Below are 23,790 nucleotides of genomic sequence, written 5' to 3'. Positions count from 1 at the left end.
GGGTCCTCCAGATTCCATCCTTGCAAAGGCTCGGGTATGATCGTTGCAAGAAAATTTTCTCATTCATCTGCGGAAAATGCAAACAGAATCTTTAAGGCTTCAGCGGAATCCCGGAGAATAGGCTGCTGTCGTCCCCCAGGATCGCCTTCCCTTCCAATCTTGCGCCAGCGGGTAGCTCAGGCTCAATTGTAGGATTCGAAGGGTAGTTTATGCCGTTAAATTTAAGGATTTTGTAGACGGGCTCCTGTATTCCTCCTCCGGATATGATTACGATGAGGTCCCGATAGCCGTTCGTCATCGTGTTGCCCACGATTATCGGCGTGTGGACCAGAGTAAGCTTGGAGAGCAGGCGATAGTTCCCGTCCTCCGTTCGGAAGATCGCCGCGCTGCATCCGCCGGACCCGCAGAATGTCGAGCCGGACAAGAACACGATCGTCTCCGGGCTTCCATCGCCGTTAAGATCCAGCCGGTTATAAGCATAGCTTCCTTGATCCTCCGCAGTCATTCCGTACGCGGCCGCAATCGCAGCTTCGAGGGCAACATCGCGCGCGCGCTCCGGCGCCAATACCGTAAGATCGACGGCCGTCTCCCTTCTCGGAGCCGTCCCCCCCGCTTGGCCGCGAGCCTCTTCCAGGAATCGCCGATAAAGAGTCGAACCGGGCCGTTCGCTGACGAGCTTCGTGTAGTAGGGAACGACCGCGTTCGCGAAGTAGGCGGGATACGCCTCCGGATCGCGGACTAGGCCCCCTGCCTGCCAGCGATAGAGATCCACCCGATACGCTTCTTCGGTATCCTGGACCCAGAGAGCCAAGCGACAGAGCCCGTCGCGGTTACGCCCCGGCGAGGACTCCACGATCGCAAGCTTGCTGTATAAGATATCGGATGGGGTCAGATGCCGATAACCGCCCTGTTCATACTGCCATAAATCGAGCTGCGCCCATCTCTCTCCGATCTGCCACCCGACCGCCAAGGTCGGAGGATAGATTCCGGCGATAGGCGCCGCTGCCATCCGGGCAACGCCGTAACCGGGCCCCTTCATCCGACAGGCGGTATACCAGCCTTCGATGGAGTGTTTCGCGATAAGCGCCTGCATGCCTTCCGCCGTTCGATAGACGCAAGTGATCTCCGGATTCCGGTCGCCATCCAGATCCGCAGCCAATACCGCCGGATGACGAGCCGGATATTCCAGATAAGCCAGCTCCGCTCCGATCGGAAGAAGCTGAGAGGCGACCCGAACCGCGTATTCCGGGCTTAGCCGAACCATTCTCTATCCCTACCTCCCTCGTCGTTCACCCTAGGAGTATATGCTTCTCTTCTTCGGATACAACGCAAGGAGAAATCAAAAAATACAGCCTGCGAGCACGTCCCCATCAAGGGACGGAACGCAGGCTGTTATTCTTGCTCTATCTATTGAACGGCTTCTTGATCGGATCGAGCTTGGGAAAGCTCCGTCAGCTTGGCGAACAGCTGGCGAACCCCCGTCGACCAAGCCATATCCTCCGCATACTTGCGATTGATCCATTCGATCGCATCCTCCCCTTCGGGGGTCGAGCCGCCTCGCTTGGCGATCGTCTTGGCGGCTATGCGCGAGGAGTCGCGAATATCGGTATTGTATTCCTGCCAGCTATGGAACACGTTAAACGGATTGTTCGCGATCTCCTTCGCCTGCTTGTGGGTTCTTGGCACGAAGCCCTGCTCCTGACCCGTTATGGCCAACAGCAGCAAGGGGTTCACATCGAACTCTCTCGCGCTTTCGATAATGGCCGTGAAATACGGCTCTTGCGCGAGCAAAGAGTCCCGTCCGTGCAAGTAGGCAAGCACCGGTTCCCTCTCAAAGTCCATATAGCGGAGCTCGACCGGCATTCCGGAGGCATCCGCTCGCGCCGCTTCTGCAACGGCCGATTGCGGAGGAGCTGCTTCGATAGCCGTATCGCCATTGCTTCCGTAAATCTCCGGAATCGTCCAGAGAATGACGCCGGCTATTAGAGCGGCAGACAACGCTCCCCATAACGTGCTGCGGCGCCAATGCCACCACGGTACCGACAAAGACGCCGACTTATCCGATGGAGCCGCCGGAGCAAGCGATCCCCATTCGGGCTGCAGCGGCTCCGCGACAGCCGTCAAGGCATGCTCTTCCCCTAGAGAGGCAAGCTTCCGGCTCCCTCTATTCACTAGAGATGCGATCTGCTCGCGAGTCCATCTGCCGGACTCGCGGGCCTCCAGCCAGTCGTACAGACGATCCAGGTCCTTCGGCTCCTCGATGCGAATCTCCGAGCATACCTCGAGAACGTCCTCCGGAATCACGTCTCTACCTTCGCTCACCAGGCATCGTCGGATGAGTTCCTTGGTGACATGGGCTTTGATCTCCGGCTTTAAATCCGGAAGCCTTCGCTCGATCGTGCCGCGGATAGCATCCGCGACGATCTCCGCCTGCCGGGCGCTCGGCAGAGGGGCGTACTTCGTCTGGACATATCGGCGGATGACGACGACATCCGAAGGCGACAGCAGCACCGCGCTATTCATCCGCTTCCGTTCCCCTCCCCTAAGCGACTATCGATCGGTAGTCTACTTCCCTTCGCTTAGTTTATCATAGAGGAAAGATTTGGGGGAAGAACTAGATTCGCCAACCGCACCCAATCATGTATTCTTCACGGGATGTTAAGCTTGACGAATGGCCTCCTGCATAGGTTCGCTAAGAATGAATGCTTCGATCTGCTCCTTCTCGAAGAAGGTGAATTGATATTCGCAGTCGCAGCCTTCATCCTGGGCTTCGATCTGAATCGGTGCGCCTGCCCGAGTGCATATGACGAGCGCCGTCAATTCGATCAGGTCGTCCGGCACTTCGTCCGTATTCGGCTTGGTCTCGAACTTGAGCTCCACATCGACCCATTGCTCGTTTCTGCGTTCGATCCGCGGGTGGAATTGAGCGAACTTGAGCTCTGTGATCCGGTCGTCTCCGTACTTAATCATCGATGGCTTGCCTCCAACTTATGAGGGTATTCATGCAAAAAGGCTGCCCCCGGCAGGAGATCCTGAAGATCCCTGAACCCGAGGACAACCCTCTAACTATCGAATGGTAACGTTCATGTCGAACCGCTGCCGCCTTAAGGAAGCATCGACGATCCCATCAAGTACTTGTCGACTTCGCGAGCCGCTTCGCGGCCTTCGTTGATCGCCCATACGATCAAGCTTTGACCGCGGCGCATGTCGCCTGCGGCGAATACCTTGTCTACGCTGGTCTTGTACTTGCCGTAAGCCGCCTTCACGTTCGAACGGCGATCCGTCGCCAGACCCAGCTGATCGATGATCGTGCTCTCCGGTCCTTCGAAGCCGACCGCCACGAGAACAAGATCAGCCGGCCATACCTTCTCGGTGCCTGGAATCTCTTCGTAGATCTTGCGGCCTTGCTCGTCGACGTATCGGCGAATTTGAACCGTGTGCAGCTCCTTCACGTTGCCGTTCTCGTCGCCGACGAACTTCTTCGTCAACACGGAGAAGGCGCGAGGGTCTTCGCCGTACAGGGCTTTCGCTTCTTCGTGAGCATAATCAAGGGTATAGACGTTCGGGAATTCCGGCCACGGATTATTCACTTCGTCGCGGACTTCAGGCGACTTGGCGTGCGTGCCGAACTGGGATACGCTGGCGCAGCCGAGACGAAGGCTCGTCGCCACGCAGTCCGTGCCGGTATCTCCGCCGCCGATCACGATAACGTGCTTGTCTTTGGCGTCGATGTACTGGCCGTCTGCCAATCCGCTGTCCAAGTAGCTCTTGATGCTCGTCGTCAGGAAGTCCATCGCCGGGTAGATGCCCTTCAGGTTCGCGCCTTCGACATTGCCGACGCCGCGAGCCTTCGTGGCTCCGCCGCACAGAACGACCGCGTCGTATTCCGCGACCAGCTGCTCGGAAGTGATGTCCTTGCCGATCTCGGTGTTCGTCACGAAGTTGATGCCTTCAGCCGCAAGAAGATCGACGCGGCGTTGAACGACGTCCTTCTCCAGCTTCATCGTCGGAATGCCGTACATGAGCAGGCCGCCGAGGCGGTCCGAACGTTCGAATACCGTTACGGTATGTCCAGCCTTGTTCAATTGAGCCGCCGTTGCGAGTCCCGCAGGTCCGGAGCCTACGACGGCAACCTTCTTGCCCGTGCGAGCCTTAGGCGGTTGGGGAACGACCCAACCCTCTTCGAAGGCGCGGTCGATAATCGCTTGCTCGATCGTCTTGATCGTTACCGGATCTCCGATAAGGCCGACCGTGCAGGAGCCTTCGCAAGGAGCCGGACATACGCGGCCCGTGAACTCGGGGAAGTTATTCGTCTTGGACAGGCGTTCGTACGCTTCTCTCCAGAGACCGCGATAGACGAGGTTGTTCCATTCCGGAATCAGGTTGTTGATCGGGCAGCCGGAAGCATTGCCGGCCAGTTCCATTCCGGTATGGCAATAAGGAGTGCCGCAATCCATGCAGCGGGCACCTTGAGTACGCAATTGTTCTTCGGAGAACATCCGGTGGAATTCATTCCAGTCCTTGATGCGTTCCAGAGGATCGCGATCGCTTGGAAGCTCGCGTTGATATTCCATAAATCCCGTAGGCGTAGACATCTTCATTTCCTCCATCTATCGGTGTTTCGCACACGCAGCGCTAATAGTACCCTTTAATATAGCCGTCTAGTTCAAAAGTTGCAAGAGTCTAAGTTTGCATCCATGAGCCGTTAATTTAACTCATCCTACCAGACGGGCCTTTATAGCTAGAATGGATTTTTCTCTGAATAATTTGTACGATTTGTCTACACGGAGCGCCGTTCATAGACGCAGAATGCGTAAGGGAGCGTATTCCGCTCGTCTTGGACGCCTTCCGTTCGGGAGACCAATTCCCAATCCGAACGATCGAATTCGGGGAAGTGCGCATCCCCCTCGAAATCCTGGCGGATCTCGGTCAGCACAAGCCTGTCTGCCCTGCCGATCAGCAAGCGGTAAATCTCCGCTCCTCCGATCACCATGAGCTCCTCTTCGGATCCGACCCTCTCGATAGCCTCATCCGCGGTGCGAACGAGCACGCATGAATCGGGAGCCGTCTCCAGCGTCCTGGACAGAATGATATTCGTGCGGTCGACAAGGGGCTTGCCAAGCGATTCGAAGGTCTTCCTTCCCATGAGAACAGGCTTGCCGATCGTCTGGCTCTTAAAGAACTTCATATCGGCGGGAAGTCTCCAGATCAGCTTGTTGTCCGCTCCGATAACCCCGTTCCGCGCAACCGCCGCGATCAGCGTAATCGTCATTTAAACACCTTTTCCCTAACGGAGTAATCCTATCATACCATAAGGCCGACGGCGGTGACTACCGAACATTCGGTTACATTTCCGAATAATCGTTCGGAGTTGAGAGCCGCAGCCGCGCAAAATCAGATGGCTACCGGCGCTTTGATACCCGGATGGTACTGATAATCGGCGAACTCGAAGTCTTCGTAGCGGTAATCGAAGATCGATTCCGGCTTTCTCTTAATCACGAGCTTGGGAAGCGGCAGCGGTTCGCGCGTCAATTGAAGCTTGACTTGCTCCAGGTGATTGCTGTAGATATGCGTGTCTCCCCCGGACCAGATGAATTCGCCGACGTCCAGATCGCACTGCTGGGCGATCATATGGGTCAAGAGCGCATAGGAAGCGATGTTGAAGGGCAATCCCAGGAACGTATCGATGGAACGCATCGTCAGCATGCAGCTGAGCTTGCCGTTCGCAACGTAGAATTGGAACACGAAGTGGCAGGGCGGCAGCTTCATCTTGTCGATCTCGGCGACATTCCAAGCGCTTACGATATGCCTGCGGGAATCGGGATTCCGTTTGATAGCGGCGACAACCTCGGTAATCTGATCGATGACGCGGCCGTCCGGAGTCTCCCAAGCGCGCCATTGAGAGCCGTAAACCGGTCCCAGGTCGCCGTTCTCGTCGGCCCATTCGTCCCAGATCGAGACGCCGTTCTCCTTCAAATAACGAATATTCGTGTCTCCGCTCAAGAACCAGAGCAGTTCGTGGACGATCGACTTGAGATGCAGGCGTTTGGTCGTCACGAGTGGGAATCCCTTCGACAGGTCGAAGCGAAGCTGTCTGCCGAATACGCTAAGAGTTCCCGTTCCCGTACGGTCTTCTTTCTTGACGCCGTTATCGAGCACGTCTTGCAGCAGATCCAAATAATTACGCAATTCCTTACACACCTTTTGTCGTTATTTACTGATCATTTTAGCTTATTGTGAGGTTTCTGTCGATCATAATTGAATTAACGCTTTAATGGAAAACAGAGCGCGGGGATTCGCCCGTGCTCCGTTGTCGAGTTCTAATCGTCGATATAATAAGTTTCTTCCCGCCGTTTCTTGCGCATCTCCGCCCGTTCCGGCGCGCTCGCGTGAAGCTTTCTCTCGATATCCGTCTCCGGAAGGACCGCCGGTACCGGCGCGGGCTTGCCGTTCTCGTCGACCGCCACGAAAGTGTTGAAGCAGGTAACGGTCGTGCGCCGATCCCCCGTCTCCAGGTTCTCGGCCCGAACGATGCAGTAGATCTCCATCGACGTCCTTCCGGTCCAAGACACGAACGCTTCCAGCTCGACCGCCTCCCCCATCCGCACCGGAGATTTGAAGTCGAGGCTGTCCGTCGAAGCGGTGACCACCCGGCGTCCGCAGTGCCTCATCGCGGCGATCACGCAGATCTCGTCTATGTACTTCATTAAGTTCCCGCCGAACATCGTCCCGTGATAATTCGTATCCCCCGGAAAAACGAGCATCGTCTTTATCGAACGAGAGACGCTCGTCGGTTTGCCATTGGCATTCATGTTGCGCTACCCCTCTCTGCCAGCTGTCGCTGCCTGTCTATTCCTTATTATAGTCTTGCCAGAAGCCCGAAACGAGCCCGCGCGGCAAGAAAATAAAATTCGGCAGGAAGCCAGCAGAGCTGCAACGGATTATCGGGTGGCGTTCCGTCCGATTATTGACAGGAGGATGGCCAGCATTCGCGGACGCCTGATCTTTCGCGAGCTAGACCGGCTATCCCGCCCTTCTTGTCCAGCCTGGTACCTCTTCTCGATCCTCATAAGCTCCCGATTGCCGCTCTCCCGCATTTTCTCAAGCATGTATTCTTGGTCCAGCATGTTTGTACTCCCCCACTTCGTATCCTATTGATACCAATTATGGACTTCTCAAAAGATGATAAAAAGCGTAGAATCTTATTATTAGATTTCACCTTTTAAGGAACGAAGCGATTGGAGGGCTGATCTGCCATGTTGACGGCCGAGAGATACTTAACGTTGTACGACCGCTACAACGGCGAAGGGAAAGTCGAGGAGTTCTACGAAGCGACGGTCGACGAACTGTCCGAGCTCTTATACTGCACGCCCCGCAACGCGAAGCTGGTGCTGAGGAAGCTCGAGGAAGAACGGCTCATCCGATGGTCTCCCGGAGTCGGAAGAGGCAATCGCTCCCGCATCGCTTTCCTATCGGATAAGGAAACGTTCTTGCTCGACACGAGCCGGAGCCTTGTCGAACGCGGGGATTACAAGCACTCGTTCGAATTGGTGGACCGTTTCTCGGAAGGTACGGGCGCCAAGGAGAAGTTCCTGGACTGGCTGAACGGACACTTCGGGTACGAGAAGATTGAACGCGACGGCATGATCCCCCGCGACATCCTTCGCTTCCCCGTGTTCCAATCGGTATTGACGCTCGATCCCGCCGAAGTGAATTACGGCTTCGACTCCCATGTGATCCGCCAAATCTTCGGAAGGCTTGTCCAGTTCGACGAGAGCCAGAAGAAGATCGTGGGAGGAATCGCCCATGACTGGAAGTCAAGCCCGGATGCCATGGAATGGGTGTTCTACCTTCGTAAGGGAGTGCTGTTCCACAATGGCCGCGAATTGACGTCGGCAGACGTCGTCTATACATGCGATAGGCTTCGCTCCGGCAAGCCGAACAGCTGGGTTCTTCGCGGCTTGAAGGAAGTCGAGGCGGTCGGCCCTTGGGTCGTTCGGTTTAAATTGACGGCGCCTAATCGAATCTTCGACCGATTCCTCTGCACGTCGGCGATCTCGATTCTGCCGAAGGATCTAGGGGGACAGTCGGAAGAAGCCTTCTGGATGCTGCCGGTCGGCAGCGGTCCGTTCCGTCTTCTCTCTTACACTCCGAACGGGATTACGCTGGGCGCCCATGCCGGCTATTACGCCGGCCGTCCTTATCTGGATGGAGTACGAATCGTAACGGTGCCGGAGAATTGCCAGGATGCTTTGAACGAGCTGCCTGAAGTGATGCAGAGCAAAGACAAGGAACAGGATGTCATCGAGGCGTTGTCGACCGAAGAGGAGGGCCAACGGCTGGCGCAATTGTGCGAAGGCTGCGTCTTGGTCATCTGGAACTTGAACCGGCAAGGCCCTCAGCAGTCCGAAGCGTTCCGGCGCGCCGTCCGCATGATCCTGAATTCGGACGACCTCGTCAAGGAACTCGGAAGCGAACGCATGCTGGCCGCGACCAGCTTCCGGCCCGAGGTCAGCATGGCTTCTCCCGTCGGCTCGCTGGATCCGGAACGGATTCGGGCGGCGCTGCGCGAAAGCCGTTACGACGGCTCCGTCCTGCGCTTGCGCACGCGCGACCGTTTCAGCAAGGATGCGCAATGGATCGTCAACAGGCTGGCCGAATGGGGAATCCCGACGGAGATCATCGTTTCCAGCTTCAAAGAGTCGATAGACGGCGGCGATTCCCTTGGGGATGCCGATTTTGCCATCAACCGGATCATCTTCGTCGAGGACGAAGTCTGCGAGATCGAGCTTTACGAGCATGGGAATTGCATCGTCAGCAGCTACTTGGACCCGGAACGGCTCGCTCAGATCCGGTCGCGAATCGATGATTCGTTGAAGGCCGAGACGATCCGAGATCGCCGTCTGGCGCTCCGCCAGATCGAAGATCGGCTGCGAGACGAAGCAGCCATTATGTTCCTCTATCACCAGAGCGTCAATCGTTACCTTCACCCGTCCGTCCGCGGCGCAAGCCTGAATTCGCTCGGATGGATCGACTTCAAGGACATCTGGCTGGAGAATCTCACTTAAGGCGCATATGAATAAAGCCCGATCCAAGCAGCATTCTCTGCTGCTTGGATCGGGCTTTTTAGCAAGGGTGTTTACTTCTTCGGAGCAAGCGTGTGGATCGGATGGCCCATCGCCAGTTCCGCCGTATCCATCGTGATCTCGCCCAGCGTCGGGTGAGCATGGATCGTCAGAGCGATGTCTTCGACCGTGGCGCCCATCTCGATCGCCAGACCGAGCTCGGCAATGATGTTGGATGCTTCGACGCCGGCGATTTGCGCGCCGTAGACAAGGCCCGTCTCCGCGTCGGAGATGATCTTCATGAAGCCGTCTGCGCCGTCAAGCGTTACCGCGCGGCCGTTGCCGCCGAACGGGAACTTGCTGGACTTGACGTTGAGGCCCTTCTCCTTGGCTTCTTTCTCGGTGTAGCCTACGCTCGCGCACTCCGGATCGGTGAACGCGACGGCCGGGATACACTTGTAGTCAACCTTGGATGGCAGTCCCGCGATCGCTTCCGCGGCAACCTTGGCTTCATAGGAAGCCTTGTGCGCAAGAGCGGCGCCCGGAACGATATCGCCGATCGCGAAGATGTGCTTGATGTTCGTGCGGCATTGGTCGTCGACTTCGATCAGGCCGCGCTCGCCGACCTTGACGCCGATGAGGTCGAGGCCAAGCTCTCCGTCCGTGTTCGGGCGACGGCCGACGGTAACGAGAAGGTAATCGGCGGTAACGGTCTTCGTCTCGCCCTTCACTTCGTAAGTCACCGTGATGTCCTTGTCGGTCTGCTCGGCGCTCTTCGCAAGCGCGCCGTTCACGATCTCGACGTTGTTCTTCTTCATCTTCTTGACGACGAGTTGGCTCATGTCCTTGTCGAAGCCAGGGATGATCGTGTCCGCGCCTTCGAGGATCGTGATCTGCGTGCCGAACTTCGAGTACATCTGGCCGAGCTCGGCGCCGATGTAGCCGCCGCCGATGACGATCATGCTCTTCGGAACTTCAGGCAGCGAGAGCGCTTCGGTCGAGGACAGGATGCGTCCGCCGAACGGGAACGCCTTCAGCTCGATCGGACGGGAGCCCGTCGCGATGATGCAGTTCTTGAAGCGGTAGCGCGGAGATTCCTGATCGTTGAACAGGCGAGCTTCGTTCTCGTTGATGAACATGACTTCGCCGCGGAACATCTCGACCTTGTTCGCCTTCAGAAGCATCTCGACGCCGCTCGTCATTTTGTTAACGACCGAACCCTTGTATTCTTGAACCTTGCCGAAGTCCACGCTGACGTTGTCGGCTTTGAGGCCGTACTTGTCGCCGTGAATCATCTCTTCGAAGTGGTGAGCTGCGTTGATCAGCGCCTTGGAAGGGATACAGCCGACGTTCAAGCACACGCCGCCGAAGTTGCCTTTGTCGGCGATGATGACCTTCTGACCGAGTTGAGCGGCACGGATAGCAGCGACATATCCGCCAGGGCCCGCACCAATGATGAGCAAATCGATATCAAGAGAAGCGTCTCCTACGACCATGTCTTATACCTCCATTACGAGCAGCTCGGGATCAGCGAGCAGCTGTTTGATGTAGTTCATGAAATTCTGGGCGGTTGCGCCGTCGACGATACGGTGATCGAAGCTGAGCGACAGAGCCATGACCGGAGCGGCGACGATCTCGCCGTTCTTGATGACCGGCTTCTCGGAGATGCGTCCCGTACCGAGGATCGCCACTTCCGGGAAGTTGATGATCGGCGTGAAGAACATGCCGCCGGCGGAGCCGATGTTCGTGATCGAGATCGTGCTGCCCTTCATCTCGTTCGGGGTCAGCTTGCCGTCGCGACCGCGGCTTGCCAGATCGCGAATCTCGTTCGCGATGGACCAGATGTTCTTGCGATCCGCGTCATGAACGACCGGAACGATAAGCCCGTTGTCCGTATCGGTCGCGATGCCGATGTTGTAATACTTCTTATAGACGATCTCGTTAGCCGCTTCGTCGATCATGGCGTTCATGACCGGGAATTCGCGGCAAGCGGCGACGAGCGCCTTGACGATGAACGGCAGGTACGTCAGCTTGACGCCCTTCTTCTCGGCGAACGCCTTGGAGCGAGTACGCAGAGCCACCAGCGCGGTCACGTCTACTTCGTCCATCAGCGTCACGTGAGGAGCCGTGTAAGCGGATTTGACCATCGCGTTCGCGATCGCCTTGCGGATGCCCTTGAACGGCACTCTTTCTTCTACGCCGGTTCCTACTTGAACCGTCTTGGCTGCCGGAGCGGCAGCGGCTTGTCCGGCGGACGCCGCGGCTGGAGCCGCTTCTTGAGCCGGAGCGGCCGCAGGAGCTCCGCCTTGAGCGAACGCAAGCACGTCGTCGCGGGTGATGCGGCCGTTCTTGCCGGTTCCGTTCACGCTTGCGATCGCAACGCCCTTCTCGCGAGCGAGCTTGCGGATGCTAGGAGTAGCCAGAACGACGGCGTTGGCAGGCGCGGCTTCCGCAGCCGGTGCCGCAGGCGCTGCCGGAGCGGCCGCCGCGGGCGCTTGTGCCGGCTGGCCTTGCGTGTCGGCTCCGCCCGTTGCGGCGTTGCCGCCCGAAGATTGAGCGTCGGAAGCGTGGATCGATTCCGGAAGCTCTCCTTCCGCTTCGATGATGGCAACCACGTCGCCGACGTGCATGACGAGACCGTCCTTGCCGAACACTTCGAGCACTTTGCCGTTTACCGGACAAGGAACTTCTACGATTGCCTTATCGTTCTGCACTTCCATGATAATGTCTTCGTCTGTTACCGACTGGCCCGGAGCAATGTGCATCTTGACGATTTCGCCTTCATGCAGTCCTTCTCCGAGCTCGGGGAAACGATATTCGAATCGAGCCACGTCGAATCCTCCTGTCTTATGCCTCTAATTAAAACTCAAGCACTTGCTTGGCCGTCTTCACGATGCGTGCCGGAGTCGGCAGCCAAGCGTCTTCGATCTGTGCGAACGGATAAATCGTATCCGGACCGGCGCAACGAAGCACAGGAGCCTCGAGATGAAGGATCGCCTTCTCGTTGATCTGAGCGATGATTTCGGCAGCCGCGCCGGAAGTCTTCTGCGCTTCCTGAACGACGATAGCGCGATTGGTCTTCTTGATGGACTCGACGATCGTGTCGATATCGAGCGGCATCAGGGTGCGCAGGTCGATGATCTCCGCGTTGATGCCTTCCTTCGCGAGTTCGTCCGCCGCCTTCTTGGCGGTGTGGACCATGAGGCCGTAAGCGATGATCGTCACATCCGCGCCTTCGCGAACGACGTTCGCTTTGCCGATCGGAACGGTGTACTCACCCTCTGGAACTTCATCGCGGAATGCACGGTATAAGTTCAAATGCTCCATGAAGAATACAGGGTCGTTGTCGCGGATCGCGGAGATCAGCAGGCCCTTCGCATCGTAAGGGTTGGAAGGAACGATGACCTTGATGCCCGGAGTCTGGATCGCGAGACCTTCCAGGGAATCGGTATGAAGCTCGGCTGCTTTGACGCCGCCGCCGAACGGAGTGCGGAAGACGATCGGAGCGTTGTAACGGCCGCCGGAACGGTAACGCATGCGAGCCGCTTGAACGAACATTTGGTCGAGCGCTTCGAAGATGAAGCCGACGAATTGGATTTCTGCGATCGGACGGAAGCCCTGCGTTCCCAGACCGACGGCAAGACCTCCGATAGCGGATTCGGCAAGCGGGGTGTCGAATACCCGGTTCTCGCCGAACTCGGCTTGAAGTCCTTCCGTAGCGCGGAAGACACCGCCGACGTGGCCGACGTCTTCGCCGAAGATCAGCACGTTCGGGTCGCGCTTCAGCTCGACTCGCATCGCGTCTTTAATGGCTTCAATCATGTTCATTTGTGCCATGCTGCTAACTCTCCCATCTATGGTTTATCGGCTGTTACGTATTATTGGAAATCCGCTTTTTGCTCTTCGAGATGAGCAGGCGTGGTCTCGAACATGCTGTCGATCAGGCCGTTAACCGTCATCTTCTCGGTTTGCTCGGCTTTCTTGATGTGCTCGTTAACCGTATTCTTCGCTTCTTCCCTGACGCGGGCCGTGTCTTCTTCGGACCAGAGGCCCTTCGATTCCAGGTACTTGCCGAAGCGGATCAGAGGGTCGCGAAGGCTCCACTCTTGCTCTTCTTCCTTCGTGCGGTACTTGGTCGCGTCGTCGGACATCGAGTGCGGACGGAAACGATACGTCAGCGCTTCGATCAGAGTAGCGCCTCCGCCGTCGCGTGCGATCGCCGCCGCTTGTTGAACCGCGTAGATAACCGCGAGTACGTCCATGCCGTCGATTTGAAGGCCGCGGATGCCCGCTGCCAGCGCTTTGTGCGCAATCGATTGGGCGCCCGTTTGCTTCGCGAACGGGGTCGTGATGGCATAGCCGTTGTTCTGCACGAAGTAGATAACCGGCAGCTTGAACGAGCCCGCATAGTTAAGGCCTTCGTAGAAGTCGCCTTCCGAAGAACCGCCGTCGCCGGTGTAAGTAATGGCTACGCGCTTCTCGCCCTTCAGCTTGAAGCCCATCGCGATGCCGGTAGCGTGCAGGATTTGCGCGCCGATGATGATCTGCGGCATGAGTACGTTAACGCCTTCCGGAATCTGGCCGCCATGCTGATGGCCGCGGGAATAAAGGAATGCTTGATACAGCGGCAGGCCGTGCCATACGAGCTGCGGCATGTCGCGGTAGCCCGGGCATACGAAGTCGTCCTTCGTCAGGGCGTATTCGCTGCCGACCATCGTGCCTTCTTGTCCGGATACCGGAGCATAGAAGCCCAGGCGTCCTTGACGGCCCAGATTGATCGCGCGGTCGTCCCAAGCGCGGGTGAAGACCATGCGGTACATGATTTCCTTAAGCTGATCGTCCGTCAGGTCCGGCATGAACTCCGGGTTGATGACTTCGCCTTCAGGAGACAATACTTGCAACGGGGTTACATCTTCCGAGTGCACCTCGTGCGAAAGAGAATTAACCGGCTTTGCCGGGGCGTCCAAAGAACCTTTGCTCATTATCGCTCACCTCGTCTAGAATTGTGGAAGAGGAGTTTCTGTTATAGGATTATTATAACGCTGTATAACTCGTTTGGTCAAAGAAAAATAGCCATTTTTCTTGATTTAGCTTAACTTTGTCTACCAAAATGTTTGTAGTACAGATTTCATTTATATATATAACACAGTAATACAATTAACAATGGAACAGCTTACATCCCGTTCGCGCGCAAGGATTTCGGCTTTGCTCGCCGTCGCGTGCCGACCATCGACTCCCTTCTCCCAACCCGGGCGTTAACCGCGATTCCTATTGACAAATCCCGCCGCTATCCCTATGGTGTACCCATGCCGACGGCTGGCCATACGTAGAATTATCGCCAAGAAAGGAAGAATCCGTCAGATGAGTGAACCATCGCTTACCAGAAGAACGATCGTGCGACACGAGGTTCCGAGTCGAATTCTGGAGGAAGGAATGCGGTCGATCCGCGTTTATCTTCCGCCAGGCTATCAGGAAATGCTCAGCTATCCGGTCATTTACTGCCAGGACGGCGAGGACTTCTTCAACTTCGGAAGAATCGCGACCATCTCCCACCGCTTGATTCTCGAGGAGGATTGGGATCCTTATATTATTGTCGGCGTCGACGTGAACAAATCGCACCGCACGTCGGAGTATCGAACCGGAGGCGGTCGCCACGACGCTTATCTGCGGTTTTTCGCGGAGGAGCTGCTCCCTTATGTGGAAGCCAACTTCTCCGTCCGCCGTACCCCGGAGGAGAGACTGCTGGCGGGCGATTCGCTCGGCGGCGCCGCGAGCCTCTCCCTGGCGCTTCATTACCCGGGGCTCTTCGCCCGAATCCTGTCCCTGTCCGGCGCTTATTACGATGAGATCCTGCGCGAGATCCAGGCCTCCGGCGATTTGTCCTCGCTTGCCTTATGGATGACGGTCGGACTTCAAGAGAACTCGTTCGAGACGGATCACGGAACGTACAACTTCGTTGAACTGAATCGAACCGCGAGAAGAGCGCTCGTCGCAAGAGGAGCATACGTGGATTATCGGGAAAAGGACGGCGAGCACAAGTGGGGCTTCTGGCAATCCGAGCTTCCGGAGGCGCTCGGCGCGTTCCTTGGGCCGGAAGCTCATATGTAAACGAACGGCAGCCGGCAAGCATGCCGGCTGCTGTTCTCGTTTAAGGAGCTGTCTCTGCTTTGGTCGATACGACCTCCGGGACGGCTCTTATTGTTTACGATCGACGATTCTATCGATCAGACGATCGCAGCCCTCTCCGACCATCTCGAACACTTCGTCGAAGTTGCCCGTGTAATACGGATCGGGCACGTCGTCCAACCCCTTCTCGGGAACGAGCGAGAGGAATCGGATGACTTTCGCCCGGGAATCGGATCCGATGACGGACCGAATGTCCCTCTCGTTGTTCGTGTCCATCGCAACGATAAGATCGAATTTCTCGCCATCCTCCCGCTTCAGCTGCCTGGCCCGCATCCCTTCATAGGAGATTCGATTCGTATCGAGCACTCCTCTCGTTCCCGCGTGGGGAGGCTTCCCGATGTGCCAGTCTCCCGTTCCGGCCGAATCGATCGTCAGGTCCCGAAGACCCGCCTTCCCCGCTTTGTCGCGGAATACCGCTTCCGCCATGGGAGAACGGCATATATTGCCCAGACATACGAACAGCACCGAATACGACATCTCTCTCTTCCTCTCTTCCAAGACCGTTAATCTCGTTAATGATTAGGCGCTTGCGCCTTGTCTGCGTTATACTTAAGGGAAATTCCGCAATTGCTGCCAAGGGCTGCTGCTTGCAAGCAAGTCCAAAGCATTTCTACTATAGGAGGCTTATCTGGTTATGGCAACATCGGCAACATCGGCGACTCAGCGCGCCCTTATATTCACAGGGGGACAATTGGGCGATTGGTCGATCTCGCTGATTCAAGATAGCGACTACTTGATCGGCGCCGATCGGGGAGCGTTCTACCTGGTCCAGCACGGCTTCCGCCCTCATCTGGCGCTTGGCGATTTCGATTCGATCGACGCTCGGCAGTTCAAGCAAGTCCAAGACGCTTCGGAAGAATGTCAAGCCTACGATCCGATCGATAAAGATTGGACGGATACGGAGCTGGCGATAAGGGAAGCCATCAAGCGGGGCTTCAAGAAGATCAAGATCGTAGGCGGCCTCGGCACCCGCTTCGACCACAGCCTGGCGAACGTCCAGCTTCTCGCCATCGCCGACGCCGAAGGCTGCGACGCCTCGCTCTGCGACGAGAACAACGAGATCAGCCTCCTGTCGGGTCCGGGCAGCCGCGATATCGAGATCTCCGACCGCTATCCCGTCGTCTCGCTTCTGCCAATGACGCCGGTAGCCAGCGGAATTACGCTCGATGGCTTCCAGTATCCGCTGAACGAAGCGACTCTGCGGACGGGGATGTCGCTGGGAGTCAGCAATCTGCTGGCCGAGCCAAGCGGAACGATCCATCTCCGCGAAGGCCGTTTGCTCGTGATCCGATGCCGCGATTGATTCCTCCGCCAGCAACCTCCTTATATCGTCAGGACGAGCCCTTCGGTCGCCAGTCTGACATTAGCAGGCAATCCGTAATCCATGCGCATGTCGATATCGTGAGACAGGTGCGTGAACACGGCTTGCCCGACCCCCGCTTCGCGGACGAGCTCCAGCCCCTCGACCACATCGTATAAAGATCGCGTTTCCCGTTCGTAAGGCTCGCGGTAATAGCTGGTACCCAGTACGAGGAGATCGACTCCCATCAGAGGAGCTTTCTCCTCGACGCTCATATCGAACGAATCCGAGCAGTAGACCCAGCTTCTGCCGCTTGCGGAATGGTCGAACCGATAAGCGTAGGAATAACCGTTCTTCCCGTGATTGACTCTCCAGGGAACGATCGTCCATCCCCCGTAGCGAATGCCGCCGTCGTTCTCCGTCAGCTTCAGCCGGGAACCGATCCACGGGAAGCGGTCCAGCACTTCCTTGATCACTTCCTTAGGCGTATGGACCGTCGCGGTCGCATCCAGCCAGCGGCAGGCGTCCGCCCATTCCACCAGACCGCCGATGTGGTCGAAGTGAGCATGGGTCAGCAGCCCTTGACTGACGTTCTTCACGGAGAGCTTCTCCATCTGCAGGCGCCAATCCGGTCCGCAGTCGAGGAGCATAGGCTCCTCCCCTTCGCACTCCAGCCACACCGACGGACGGAGCCGAACATTCCGGCCGCCGGCGCGAGCCTCCTCGCAGACCCCGCATTCGCAATAGACCCGCGGAGTGCCGAGCGAATCTCCATTCCCTAGAAAAGTAATTTTCATCCGTGTCATTCCCATCCTGCTAAGCTTTTACAAAGGCAGCAAGGCCACCTTATCCTTCTTCTCGAGGCTCTCCATCATCTCTTCCCACTCCCGCGGCTTATTCGGAAGCGCCGAATAGTACCAGCGCAGGAATCTCGCCGGCAGCGACGCCGGCAGCGACTCAAGGCTGTCGTCCGCCGGACGGAAGCAGAAGTCGAGCCCTTGCACGGCTTTGCCTTCGTGATCCCAGCTCGGATGAACGTAAGGAATGTCCAGCTTCTTGTAGCCGACATGCGACAGCACTTCCCGCCGAACGGACGGATGCATCGGCTGAACCGAACCGAAGGACAAGGAAGCCGTCGCGTCCGCCTCCGGATTGTAGATCTCCGCGAACATTCCGAGAGAGGCCGTTCCCGATTCCCGCTCCAACTGCTTTAGGTGCTTCTCCCGCTCCACCAGGAGGAAGCGGCCGATCCCGAGACCCGCTCTTCCGATGATCGTGAAGTCCGTCATAGCCACTTGAAGCTCGGGCCGGTAACGGTATTCGGTCGCGCCGACGACTTCGCCTTCCTGAATGGCGACGAACACTTGAATGGTCGGATCGAGCAGCGGTTCTCTCCAGAGCTCGTAAGCAAGCACCTCTTCCGGCGGGAAAACCTCTCCCATCAGATGATGCATCTTCGCGAAGTAAGGGTCCTCGATCGAGGCGATTTTGTGATATTGCAGGGTCATCGTTATTCGCTCCTTCTCTCTATTCGGTATGTACGGGACTCAAAAGGGTTACGCCATTCCATCAGCGCGGCATTGTTGCCGGACTGCTCGTCTTCCAAGTAATCGCGCACGACGCCGACGGGCATCCTTCCGCAGCGAAGCAGGAAGGTCAGCACCGGGTCGGTACGCTCGCCCGTCTTCACCTGATTCACGTATTCTTCCGGAGTCATGCCCGCCGCCGCCTTCTGATAGCCGGGCATCCGCCCGCCTCCTAGCAGCCGGTCGCAGCCGAGATGGACGACCGTCTCGTACATGGCTTGCATCAGCCACTTGCCGAGGCCGAACCGGCGATAGGCAGGGGCGACGCAGATATCGACCACGTAGAGCGTGTCTCCGTCCGGTTCATGGTTGCGAATGTAGCCGTTATCCGTAACGGAAGCCCAATCGTGGCGATCGCCTTCCCGGAACGTGCGGCGAAGCGCGGTCATCGAACCGACGATCCGTCCTTCCATCTCCACGCACAGCGCCCCTTCCGGGAATCGCGACACATGCTCGCTTAGCTGCTCCTCGTTCCACCATAGCTCCGACGGGAACGGAGGCGGAAAGCTCAGCGCCTGCACGTCGATCAGCCCGGCGAAGTCGCTTTCGTTATAGTTGCGGATCACGGCCGGAACGAAGCGCTGTCCGTCGTACGCCATCCATTGCTTGAACATGCCGAGCTCTCCCTTCGGCGATCAGGCCCAATCCGGATACAGGTCGGTGCGGCGGTCGCGCCAAGTCGTGACCGAGCCGGCCTTGCGCACATCGTCCAGCAGCGACAGATCCAGATCGGCCGTAATCAGCATGTCTTCGTTGATCTCGCCTTCGCAGAGAATGCCGCGAGGAGGGAACGGGATATCGTTCGGGGTAATAACGGCGGCTTGGCCGTAATTGGCCCTCATAAAATCGACCTTGCGAAGCGAGCCGACCGTTCCCGTCGTCACGATGTACACCTGGTTCTCGACGGCGCGCGCATGGCAGCAGTAGCGCACGCGGTAGAAGCCATGCCGGTCGTCGGTGCAGGACGGGCAGAAGATGACGTCCGCCCCCTTCGCCCTAACCATGCGGACGATCTCCGGGAACTCGATATCGTAGCAGGTAAGCACGGCGATTCGGCCGTATTCCGTGTCGAATACCTCGACGCCATCTCCGCCGGTTACGTTCCATTCCTCCCTCTCGGAAGGCGTGATATGAATCTTGTCCTGCGTTAGGCGCTGCCCTTGAGGCGTAAAAAGAAAAGCCGTGTTGCGAAGACGATCGCCCGATTGCGTCACATGGGTTCCGCCGATCAGATACATGCCGTATTCGACCGCCAGCCCTGAGAAGAGCTCGATATAGCGATCCGTATGCTGCGGGAGGGTCGTGATCGGTTGTCCCTTCCCCGTCTTATCCCCGATCGCAAGAAGAGGAGTCGTTATGAACTCCGGAAAAAGCACGAACTTGGCTCCGTATTCGGAAGCATTCCTAACGTAGTGGGTGACTTGCTCGGCGAGCTGTTCGAAGCTGTCGACATCCCGAAGCTCGAACTGCACGGCGGACACTCTCATTTTCATCCGTCATCCATCCTTTCTTTCCCTTATTATAAGGAGTTGAAGCCCAGGAGCAAGCGCCATTGTCTTTATATTCGACAAGAACCGGCCTCCCGTCGAACGGAAAGCCGGCTCTTCGCTTCAATTATGATGAAGGTTGCGAGGGAATTGGATGACGATCGTCGTGCCGACGCCGATCTTGCTGAACACTTCCACATGCCCGCCGTGCACGTCGACGATCTTCTTGGCGATGGATAGGCCAAGCCCGCTGCCGCCGGTCGTCCGATGCCTCGCTTCGTCCACTCGATAGAATCTTTCGAACAGGAACGGGATCTCGCTCTCGGCAATGCCCATCCCGTAATCGGTTACTTCCACTTTGACATGATTGCGCTCCGGCCTCACTCGGACATCGACGGGCTCCTTGCTGTACTTCAGCGCGTTGTCGATGAGGATCTGAGCCAGCTGGCGAATCTTGTCCTTATCTCCTACCATCATGATGCTCGCGGTCGAGGAATGCACCCGGATCTCCCGCTGGAACGTCGTGCTGAGAATATTCGCAAGCTCTCTCAGTACAACGACTACGTTGAACCGGTCCATATGGAGCCAATCGTCCTGCTCGGCTTCGGCCAGCGTCAGCATCGAATGCGTCAGCTTCTTCAGCCGCTCCGTCTCGTTCGCGATCGCCTCGATCGCCTCGTCGCGGATCTCGTTGTTGTCCTTGCCCCAACGCTTAAGCATATCGGCATAGCTTCCGATGACCGTGAGCGGCGTCTTCAGCTCATGGGATGCGTCGGCAACGAATTGCTTCTGCCTCTCGATTGTCCGATCCAGGCGGTCGATCATCTGGTTAAACGCCCGGATGAGCTGCTGCAGCTCGATCGATTCTTCCCGCCCCAGCTTCACCTGATGGAGCTTCCCGCTGCGGTCGATCTCCTTCATCGTCTGCACCATCTGGCCGATCGGGCCCGTCAGCCGGGACGTGAACCAATAGGTGCCGAATATCGCGAACACGACGGCTCCGACGCTAGTCACGCTAAGGGCGCCGACCAGAATCTGAAGGTAGCTGTCCAGCACCGTCAGCCGACGAATGCCTTCCACGACCCCGTACAGCTGATCGTGATAGTAGAGGGGCTCCGAATAGATAAGAACCCGTTGTCCGCTGATTCGAACCGTCTCGTTGCGCACCACGTTGCTGATGACCGGAGTAATGGATTTGAGTTCTTTGTCGATGCCGACGATGTTGACGACTTCCATGTCCTTGTTGACGATTCTCATCATCTCGTTGGCGTTGTACATGTCGCTGAGCAGCTTGGGATCCTCGATCCCCTCCATCTGGTTCTTGCGAAGCGTCTCCACGATCAGGTCGGTCTTGTTCGCCATGATCTGCATCTCTCCGCGCGTCGTTACCCGAATCACGAAGAAGTAGACGAAGATGTTATAGAGGATAAGAATAAAGATTAACCAGAATACGGTAAATAGCGTAAACCGAGAGCGAAGCGTCATGCATCGGGCTCCTTCACCATGTAACCGACGCCTCTGACGGTATGCAGAAGCTTATGCCGGTAGCCTTTGTCCATTTTCTGCCGGAGGTATCGGATATAGACGTCCACCACGTTCGTGTCGCCGATGTATTCGTAGCCCCACACGTCCGAGAGGATCTCCTCCCGGGTCTTCTCTTCGTTCTTATGCCGCGCCAGGTAGAGCAGCAGCTCGAATTCCCGCGGCGTCAGATCGATCGAGTGATCCTTGCGGAACACCTTGCGCGTCATCAGCTCGATGGTCAGATCGCCGATGCGCAGCACGTCTTCGGTCTCTCCTTCGCGGGAAGCCTTGAAGATCCGCAGCAGGTTTCTCACCCGCGCCAGCAGCTCTTCCATGGCGAAAGGCTTCGTGACATAGTCGTTCGCTCCGTGCTCGAAGCCGCTAACCTTGTCCGGAACCGTATCGCGCGCGGTCAACAGGATGATCGGCGTGACCGTATCGTTCTGCCGGACGCGCCGGAGAACCTCGATTCCGTTAAGTCCCGGGAGCATGACGTCCAGGAGCATGAGATCCCAGCCTCCCGCCATCGCCATCTCCAGGCCGGACCGGCCGTCCTTGGCCCGCTCCACCGAATAGCCTTCGTGCTCCAGCTCAAGCTGAAGAATGCGGGCAATGCCGTCTTCGTCTTCGATAATCAATATATTCTCGCTCATGATACACCTCATCGTATTCGATTGCTTCCGGAATTCGAAGCGTTCTACACTCCGATATGGCTCTTCGCGTTCTTGCTTGCATGCGATTCGAAGCTGATGGATTCCGTTTGATCGGTTAGACCCACTATTCCCCGCGTCGCGTGCGAGAAATGAGCATCCGTTCCTAGAAAGGAAAGGAACTCTAATCTACATTTTAACATGCTTGTCCAGTTCTATCGATGCCAACCTTTGGAGGGAGGCGCGAATCGCCATTCCGGCATAGGTCGATCCTCCCAGAGATGATTGGCGAAGCTGTCGATCAATGCCGCGATGCGGGCGTCCGCAGCGGGAAATTCTCCGTTCCAGAGCATCGGAGAGACATCCGAGTAGGGAGCATCGGGGATCGCGAGCAGAGGAGCTTCCGGTAGCATCCGGAGCCACTCCTCCCGATAGCGGAAACGGATGTCGCGATTCGCGATCCAGGCGGTGTCCGCCCCGCGGCTGCCGGCGAGCTGCCTTATCCGAAGCAAAGCTTTCTGACGCCGAGCGCTCCACTTCAGCGGAAGGGAATCCGCCACGAACAGAAGCCGGTCCGCATGCCGGGCAACCCAGTCTTCTACGGCGGGATGCTCCCATCGGCTGGAGACGTCCAAGACGACAAGGCGTCCTTCGAGCGAGCGAAGCCAGCCTTCGAAGGCTCCTTCGGGCTGTCTTCGCGAGCCATCCTCCGGATGAAGCGGATAGTAGCGGGCCGTCCCTCTCTTCCAGGCTGGCGCAATGGGGAGCATCCCGGAAGGATCGCAGAAGACGGAACGGCTTGGCATTCGCCGCTCGCCGTCGAGCCAGGAGAACAATTCGGGCTCGCCGCCCGGGCATTCCACGAGAGAATGCGGGGCTCCCAGCGCCGCCAATCTCCACGAGAGAAGCAAGGAGAAATAGGTCGCACCGGCACCGGGATAAGCGGACAGGACGGCAATGATTCGAGTACCCGGACCAACGGCACGTCCGCTCGATTCTCGTCCTCTCGCCGCCCGTCGGTTCATGGCCGCTTCCGAGTCCGGGGCTGACGAATGCCGCTCGAGCTCATCATAAAGGGCTTGGGCGCTGCCGGGCCGATCGGAAGGCTTCGCGGCGAGCAGCCTTCCGAGCAAATCCCGAAACCGCCGGGGGACGTCAGGGTAACAGGCTTCCGCGCGGTAGCCGTGGGAAGCCAGCTCTCCTCCGGACAGCAAATAGTATACAAGGGCGCCGAGCCCGTACAGGTCGGTTCGTTCGTCGGATTGCTCGCCCAGAAGCTGTTCCGGCGCGGCGAAGCCCGGCGTTCCCAGCCTCATCGTATCCGCCGACGCTTCCGGACGATATCTTCTTGCAATGCCGAAGTCGACGAGGATCGCCCGACCTTGATGATCGATCATGACATTGGCCGGCTTCAAGTCCCGGAACACGACCGGCGGCCTCTGGGCATGAAGGTAGCGAAGCGCATCGCATAGCTGGAGCATCGCGTTCAGAATCTCGCGATAGGGCAAGCGCATGCCATGATGAAGCCAGCGCGAAGCCAGCGATTCTCCCGCGATATAGTCCATTACGATGCAGGGCGGAGTTGTACCGGCAGGCCCGTAATAATCGACGATCTGAGGAAGGTTCGGATGCTGCAGCTGGCTGAGAAGGGTGGCTTCGGCAATAAAACCTTCGTCTCCGCGCTCCTCTTCCTCTCTCGGGTTCGAGGTGAACTTAAGAGCTCTTAGCTTGCCGCCAAGGCGCTCATCCTCCGCGAGCAGCACGCTGCCCATCCCGCCCTGTCCGATCTTCGCCCGCATGCGATACCTTCCCGCGAACAGCTCTCCCGTCTTCGGGAGTCCGTCAATCGATTGCTTCGGTCCCATTGGCGCCCATCCTCTCCGCGAAGAGCAGAACTCATTCATACCATTCGTAGCCTGCTCCCGGTTTATGTCTGCAACAAAAAAATCCCGCGTCGGAAGCGGAGCCGTATTGAGCTCCACTTCCATCGCG

22 protein-coding genes are annotated in these 23,790 nt (G+C 57.5%); 3 read left to right on the top strand and 19 right to left on the bottom strand.

What is annotated here, in order from left to right:
- Positions 1 to 91 precede the first annotated feature (91 nt).
- The 7 genes from ELR57_RS10610 to ELR57_RS10580 form a co-directional block, all read right to left on the bottom strand.
- Positions 92 to 1,264 (bottom strand): hypothetical protein, encoded by a 1,173-nt coding sequence (locus tag ELR57_RS10610; protein WP_126959045.1) that lies wholly within the window; start codon positions 1,262 to 1,264, stop codon positions 92 to 94.
- Positions 1,265 to 1,407: 143 nt separating this feature from the next.
- The gene (locus ELR57_RS10605; RefSeq protein WP_126959044.1) at positions 1,408 to 2,523 is read right to left on the bottom strand and encodes a glucosaminidase domain-containing protein; all 1,116 of its coding nucleotides are present in this window, start codon (positions 2,521 to 2,523) and stop codon (positions 1,408 to 1,410) included.
- 135 nt (positions 2,524 to 2,658) lie between these two features.
- A complete protein-coding gene (locus tag ELR57_RS10600) occupies positions 2,659 to 2,970 on the bottom strand; it encodes a hypothetical protein (protein ID WP_126959043.1) in 312 nt (103 codons plus the stop codon).
- A 134-nt stretch (positions 2,971 to 3,104) separates the two neighbouring features.
- Entirely contained in the window at positions 3,105 to 4,595 is a 1,491-nt protein-coding gene (locus ELR57_RS10595) for a glutamate synthase subunit beta (protein ID WP_126959042.1), read from the bottom strand.
- 185 nt (positions 4,596 to 4,780) lie between these two features.
- Positions 4,781 to 5,272 (bottom strand): dihydrofolate reductase, encoded by a 492-nt coding sequence (locus ELR57_RS10590; RefSeq protein WP_126959041.1) that lies wholly within the window; start codon positions 5,270 to 5,272, stop codon positions 4,781 to 4,783.
- 122 nt (positions 5,273 to 5,394) lie between these two features.
- Positions 5,395 to 6,189: a thymidylate synthase gene (thyA, locus tag ELR57_RS10585; protein ID WP_126959040.1), complete on the bottom strand. Its 795-nt coding sequence runs from the start codon at positions 6,187 to 6,189 to the stop codon at positions 5,395 to 5,397.
- 131 nt (positions 6,190 to 6,320) lie between these two features.
- On the bottom strand, positions 6,321 to 6,812 hold the full coding sequence (locus ELR57_RS10580; RefSeq protein WP_126959039.1) for an acyl-CoA thioesterase: 492 nt from the start codon (positions 6,810 to 6,812) through the stop codon (positions 6,321 to 6,323).
- Between the two features lie 444 nt (positions 6,813 to 7,256).
- Here ELR57_RS10580 and ELR57_RS10575 point away from each other — a divergent pair, with 444 nt between their 5' ends.
- Positions 7,257 to 9,068 (top strand): ABC transporter substrate-binding protein, encoded by a 1,812-nt coding sequence (locus ELR57_RS10575; RefSeq protein ID WP_126959038.1) that lies wholly within the window; start codon positions 7,257 to 7,259, stop codon positions 9,066 to 9,068.
- A 71-nt stretch (positions 9,069 to 9,139) separates the two neighbouring features.
- Here ELR57_RS10575 and lpdA read toward each other — a convergent pair whose 3' ends face one another.
- Genes lpdA through pdhA form a run of 4 tightly spaced genes read right to left on the bottom strand, consistent with a single transcriptional unit; the run spans position 9,140 to position 14,047 of the window.
- Entirely contained in the window at positions 9,140 to 10,561 is a 1,422-nt protein-coding gene (gene lpdA / locus ELR57_RS10570; protein WP_126959037.1) for a dihydrolipoyl dehydrogenase, read from the bottom strand.
- 3 nt (positions 10,562 to 10,564) lie between these two features.
- Positions 10,565 to 11,896, bottom strand: a complete 1,332-nt coding sequence (locus tag ELR57_RS10565; protein WP_126959036.1) for a dihydrolipoamide acetyltransferase family protein — start codon at positions 11,894 to 11,896, stop codon at positions 10,565 to 10,567.
- Between the two features lie 28 nt (positions 11,897 to 11,924).
- Positions 11,925 to 12,902: an alpha-ketoacid dehydrogenase subunit beta gene (locus ELR57_RS10560; protein ID WP_126959035.1), complete on the bottom strand. Its 978-nt coding sequence runs from the start codon at positions 12,900 to 12,902 to the stop codon at positions 11,925 to 11,927.
- A gap of 41 nt (positions 12,903 to 12,943) precedes the next feature.
- Positions 12,944 to 14,047, bottom strand: coding sequence for a pyruvate dehydrogenase (acetyl-transferring) E1 component subunit alpha (gene pdhA, locus ELR57_RS10555; RefSeq protein ID WP_126959034.1), 1,104 nt, complete (start codon positions 14,045 to 14,047; stop codon positions 12,944 to 12,946).
- A gap of 379 nt (positions 14,048 to 14,426) precedes the next feature.
- Between pdhA and ELR57_RS10550 the strand changes: the two genes are divergently transcribed.
- Complete coding sequence (locus ELR57_RS10550; protein WP_126959033.1) at positions 14,427 to 15,173, top strand: alpha/beta hydrolase; 747 nt, start codon at positions 14,427 to 14,429, stop codon at positions 15,171 to 15,173.
- Between the two features lie 87 nt (positions 15,174 to 15,260).
- On the opposite strand, the gene ELR57_RS10545 is transcribed toward ELR57_RS10550, so the two are convergent.
- Positions 15,261 to 15,728, bottom strand: coding sequence for a low molecular weight protein-tyrosine-phosphatase (locus tag ELR57_RS10545; protein ID WP_126959032.1), 468 nt, complete (start codon positions 15,726 to 15,728; stop codon positions 15,261 to 15,263).
- Between the two features lie 157 nt (positions 15,729 to 15,885).
- Here ELR57_RS10545 and ELR57_RS10540 point away from each other — a divergent pair, with 157 nt between their 5' ends.
- Complete coding sequence (locus ELR57_RS10540; RefSeq protein WP_126959031.1) at positions 15,886 to 16,554, top strand: thiamine diphosphokinase; 669 nt, start codon at positions 15,886 to 15,888, stop codon at positions 16,552 to 16,554.
- A gap of 20 nt (positions 16,555 to 16,574) precedes the next feature.
- On the opposite strand, the gene ELR57_RS10535 is transcribed toward ELR57_RS10540, so the two are convergent.
- The 7 genes from ELR57_RS10535 to ELR57_RS10505 form a co-directional block, all read right to left on the bottom strand.
- Positions 16,575 to 17,348, bottom strand: a complete 774-nt coding sequence (locus tag ELR57_RS10535; protein ID WP_370452247.1) for an MBL fold metallo-hydrolase — start codon at positions 17,346 to 17,348, stop codon at positions 16,575 to 16,577.
- Between the two features lie 27 nt (positions 17,349 to 17,375).
- Positions 17,376 to 18,059: a GNAT family N-acetyltransferase gene (locus ELR57_RS10530; protein ID WP_126959029.1), complete on the bottom strand. Its 684-nt coding sequence runs from the start codon at positions 18,057 to 18,059 to the stop codon at positions 17,376 to 17,378.
- A gap of 2 nt (positions 18,060 to 18,061) precedes the next feature.
- Positions 18,062 to 18,751, bottom strand: a complete 690-nt coding sequence (locus ELR57_RS10525; protein WP_126959028.1) for a GNAT family N-acetyltransferase — start codon at positions 18,749 to 18,751, stop codon at positions 18,062 to 18,064.
- A gap of 21 nt (positions 18,752 to 18,772) precedes the next feature.
- Entirely contained in the window at positions 18,773 to 19,630 is an 858-nt protein-coding gene (locus ELR57_RS10520) for a carbon-nitrogen hydrolase family protein (protein WP_126959027.1), read from the bottom strand.
- 117 nt (positions 19,631 to 19,747) lie between these two features.
- The gene (locus tag ELR57_RS10515) at positions 19,748 to 21,109 is read right to left on the bottom strand and encodes a sensor histidine kinase (protein WP_126959026.1); all 1,362 of its coding nucleotides are present in this window, start codon (positions 21,107 to 21,109) and stop codon (positions 19,748 to 19,750) included.
- Positions 21,106 to 21,801, bottom strand: coding sequence for a response regulator transcription factor (locus tag ELR57_RS10510; RefSeq protein ID WP_126959025.1), 696 nt, complete (start codon positions 21,799 to 21,801; stop codon positions 21,106 to 21,108). Before ELR57_RS10510 ends, ELR57_RS10515 begins: the two co-directional genes overlap by 4 nt.
- 212 nt (positions 21,802 to 22,013) lie before the next feature.
- Complete coding sequence (locus ELR57_RS10505) at positions 22,014 to 23,663, bottom strand: serine/threonine protein kinase (protein WP_126959379.1); 1,650 nt, start codon at positions 23,661 to 23,663, stop codon at positions 22,014 to 22,016.
- Between the last annotated feature and the right edge of the window lie 127 nt (positions 23,664 to 23,790).

Origin of the sequence: Cohnella sp. AR92 (assembly GCF_003990975.1) — a bacterium.
GTDB lineage: Bacteria > Bacillota > Bacilli > Paenibacillales > Paenibacillaceae > Cohnella.
Note: the sequence above shows the minus strand (reverse complement) of the source record. Positions and strands in the feature narration are given on the sequence as shown.

What these genes read in the sequence shown, in the direction of transcription:
- ELR57_RS10610 (WP_126959045.1), bottom strand. Translation starts at nt 1,264, where the DNA reads ATGGTTCGGCTAAGCCCGGAATACGCGGTTCGGGTCGCCTCTCAGCTT.
- ELR57_RS10605 (WP_126959044.1), bottom strand. Translation starts at nt 2,523, where the DNA reads ATGAATAGCGCGGTGCTGCTGTCGCCTTCGGATGTCGTCGTCATCCGC.
- ELR57_RS10600 (WP_126959043.1), bottom strand. Translation starts at nt 2,970, where the DNA reads ATGATTAAGTACGGAGACGACCGGATCACAGAGCTCAAGTTCGCTCAA.
- ELR57_RS10595 (WP_126959042.1), bottom strand. Translation starts at nt 4,595, where the DNA reads ATGTCTACGCCTACGGGATTTATGGAATATCAACGCGAGCTTCCAAGC.
- ELR57_RS10590 (WP_126959041.1), bottom strand. Translation starts at nt 5,272, where the DNA reads ATGACGATTACGCTGATCGCGGCGGTTGCGCGGAACGGGGTTATCGGA.
- ELR57_RS10580 (WP_126959039.1), bottom strand. Translation starts at nt 6,812, where the DNA reads ATGAATGCCAATGGCAAACCGACGAGCGTCTCTCGTTCGATAAAGACG.
- ELR57_RS10575 (WP_126959038.1), top strand. Translation starts at nt 7,257, where the DNA reads ATGTTGACGGCCGAGAGATACTTAACGTTGTACGACCGCTACAACGGC.
- lpdA (WP_126959037.1), bottom strand. Translation starts at nt 10,561, where the DNA reads ATGGTCGTAGGAGACGCTTCTCTTGATATCGATTTGCTCATCATTGGT.
- ELR57_RS10560 (WP_126959035.1), bottom strand. Translation starts at nt 12,902, where the DNA reads ATGGCACAAATGAACATGATTGAAGCCATTAAAGACGCGATGCGAGTC.
- pdhA (WP_126959034.1), bottom strand. Translation starts at nt 14,047, where the DNA reads ATGAGCAAAGGTTCTTTGGACGCCCCGGCAAAGCCGGTTAATTCTCTT.
- ELR57_RS10550 (WP_126959033.1), top strand. Translation starts at nt 14,427, where the DNA reads ATGAGTGAACCATCGCTTACCAGAAGAACGATCGTGCGACACGAGGTT.
- ELR57_RS10545 (WP_126959032.1), bottom strand. Translation starts at nt 15,728, where the DNA reads ATGTCGTATTCGGTGCTGTTCGTATGTCTGGGCAATATATGCCGTTCT.
- ELR57_RS10540 (WP_126959031.1), top strand. Translation starts at nt 15,886, where the DNA reads ATGGCAACATCGGCAACATCGGCGACTCAGCGCGCCCTTATATTCACA.
- ELR57_RS10535 (WP_370452247.1), bottom strand. Translation starts at nt 17,348, where the DNA reads ATGAAAATTACTTTTCTAGGGAATGGAGATTCGCTCGGCACTCCGCGG.
- ELR57_RS10530 (WP_126959029.1), bottom strand. Translation starts at nt 18,059, where the DNA reads ATGACCCTGCAATATCACAAAATCGCCTCGATCGAGGACCCTTACTTC.
- ELR57_RS10525 (WP_126959028.1), bottom strand. Translation starts at nt 18,751, where the DNA reads ATGTTCAAGCAATGGATGGCGTACGACGGACAGCGCTTCGTTCCGGCC.
- ELR57_RS10520 (WP_126959027.1), bottom strand. Translation starts at nt 19,630, where the DNA reads ATGAAAATGAGAGTGTCCGCCGTGCAGTTCGAGCTTCGGGATGTCGAC.
- ELR57_RS10515 (WP_126959026.1), bottom strand. Translation starts at nt 21,109, where the DNA reads ATGACGCTTCGCTCTCGGTTTACGCTATTTACCGTATTCTGGTTAATC.
- ELR57_RS10510 (WP_126959025.1), bottom strand. Translation starts at nt 21,801, where the DNA reads ATGAGCGAGAATATATTGATTATCGAAGACGAAGACGGCATTGCCCGC.
- ELR57_RS10505 (WP_126959379.1), bottom strand. Translation starts at nt 23,663, where the DNA reads ATGGGACCGAAGCAATCGATTGACGGACTCCCGAAGACGGGAGAGCTG.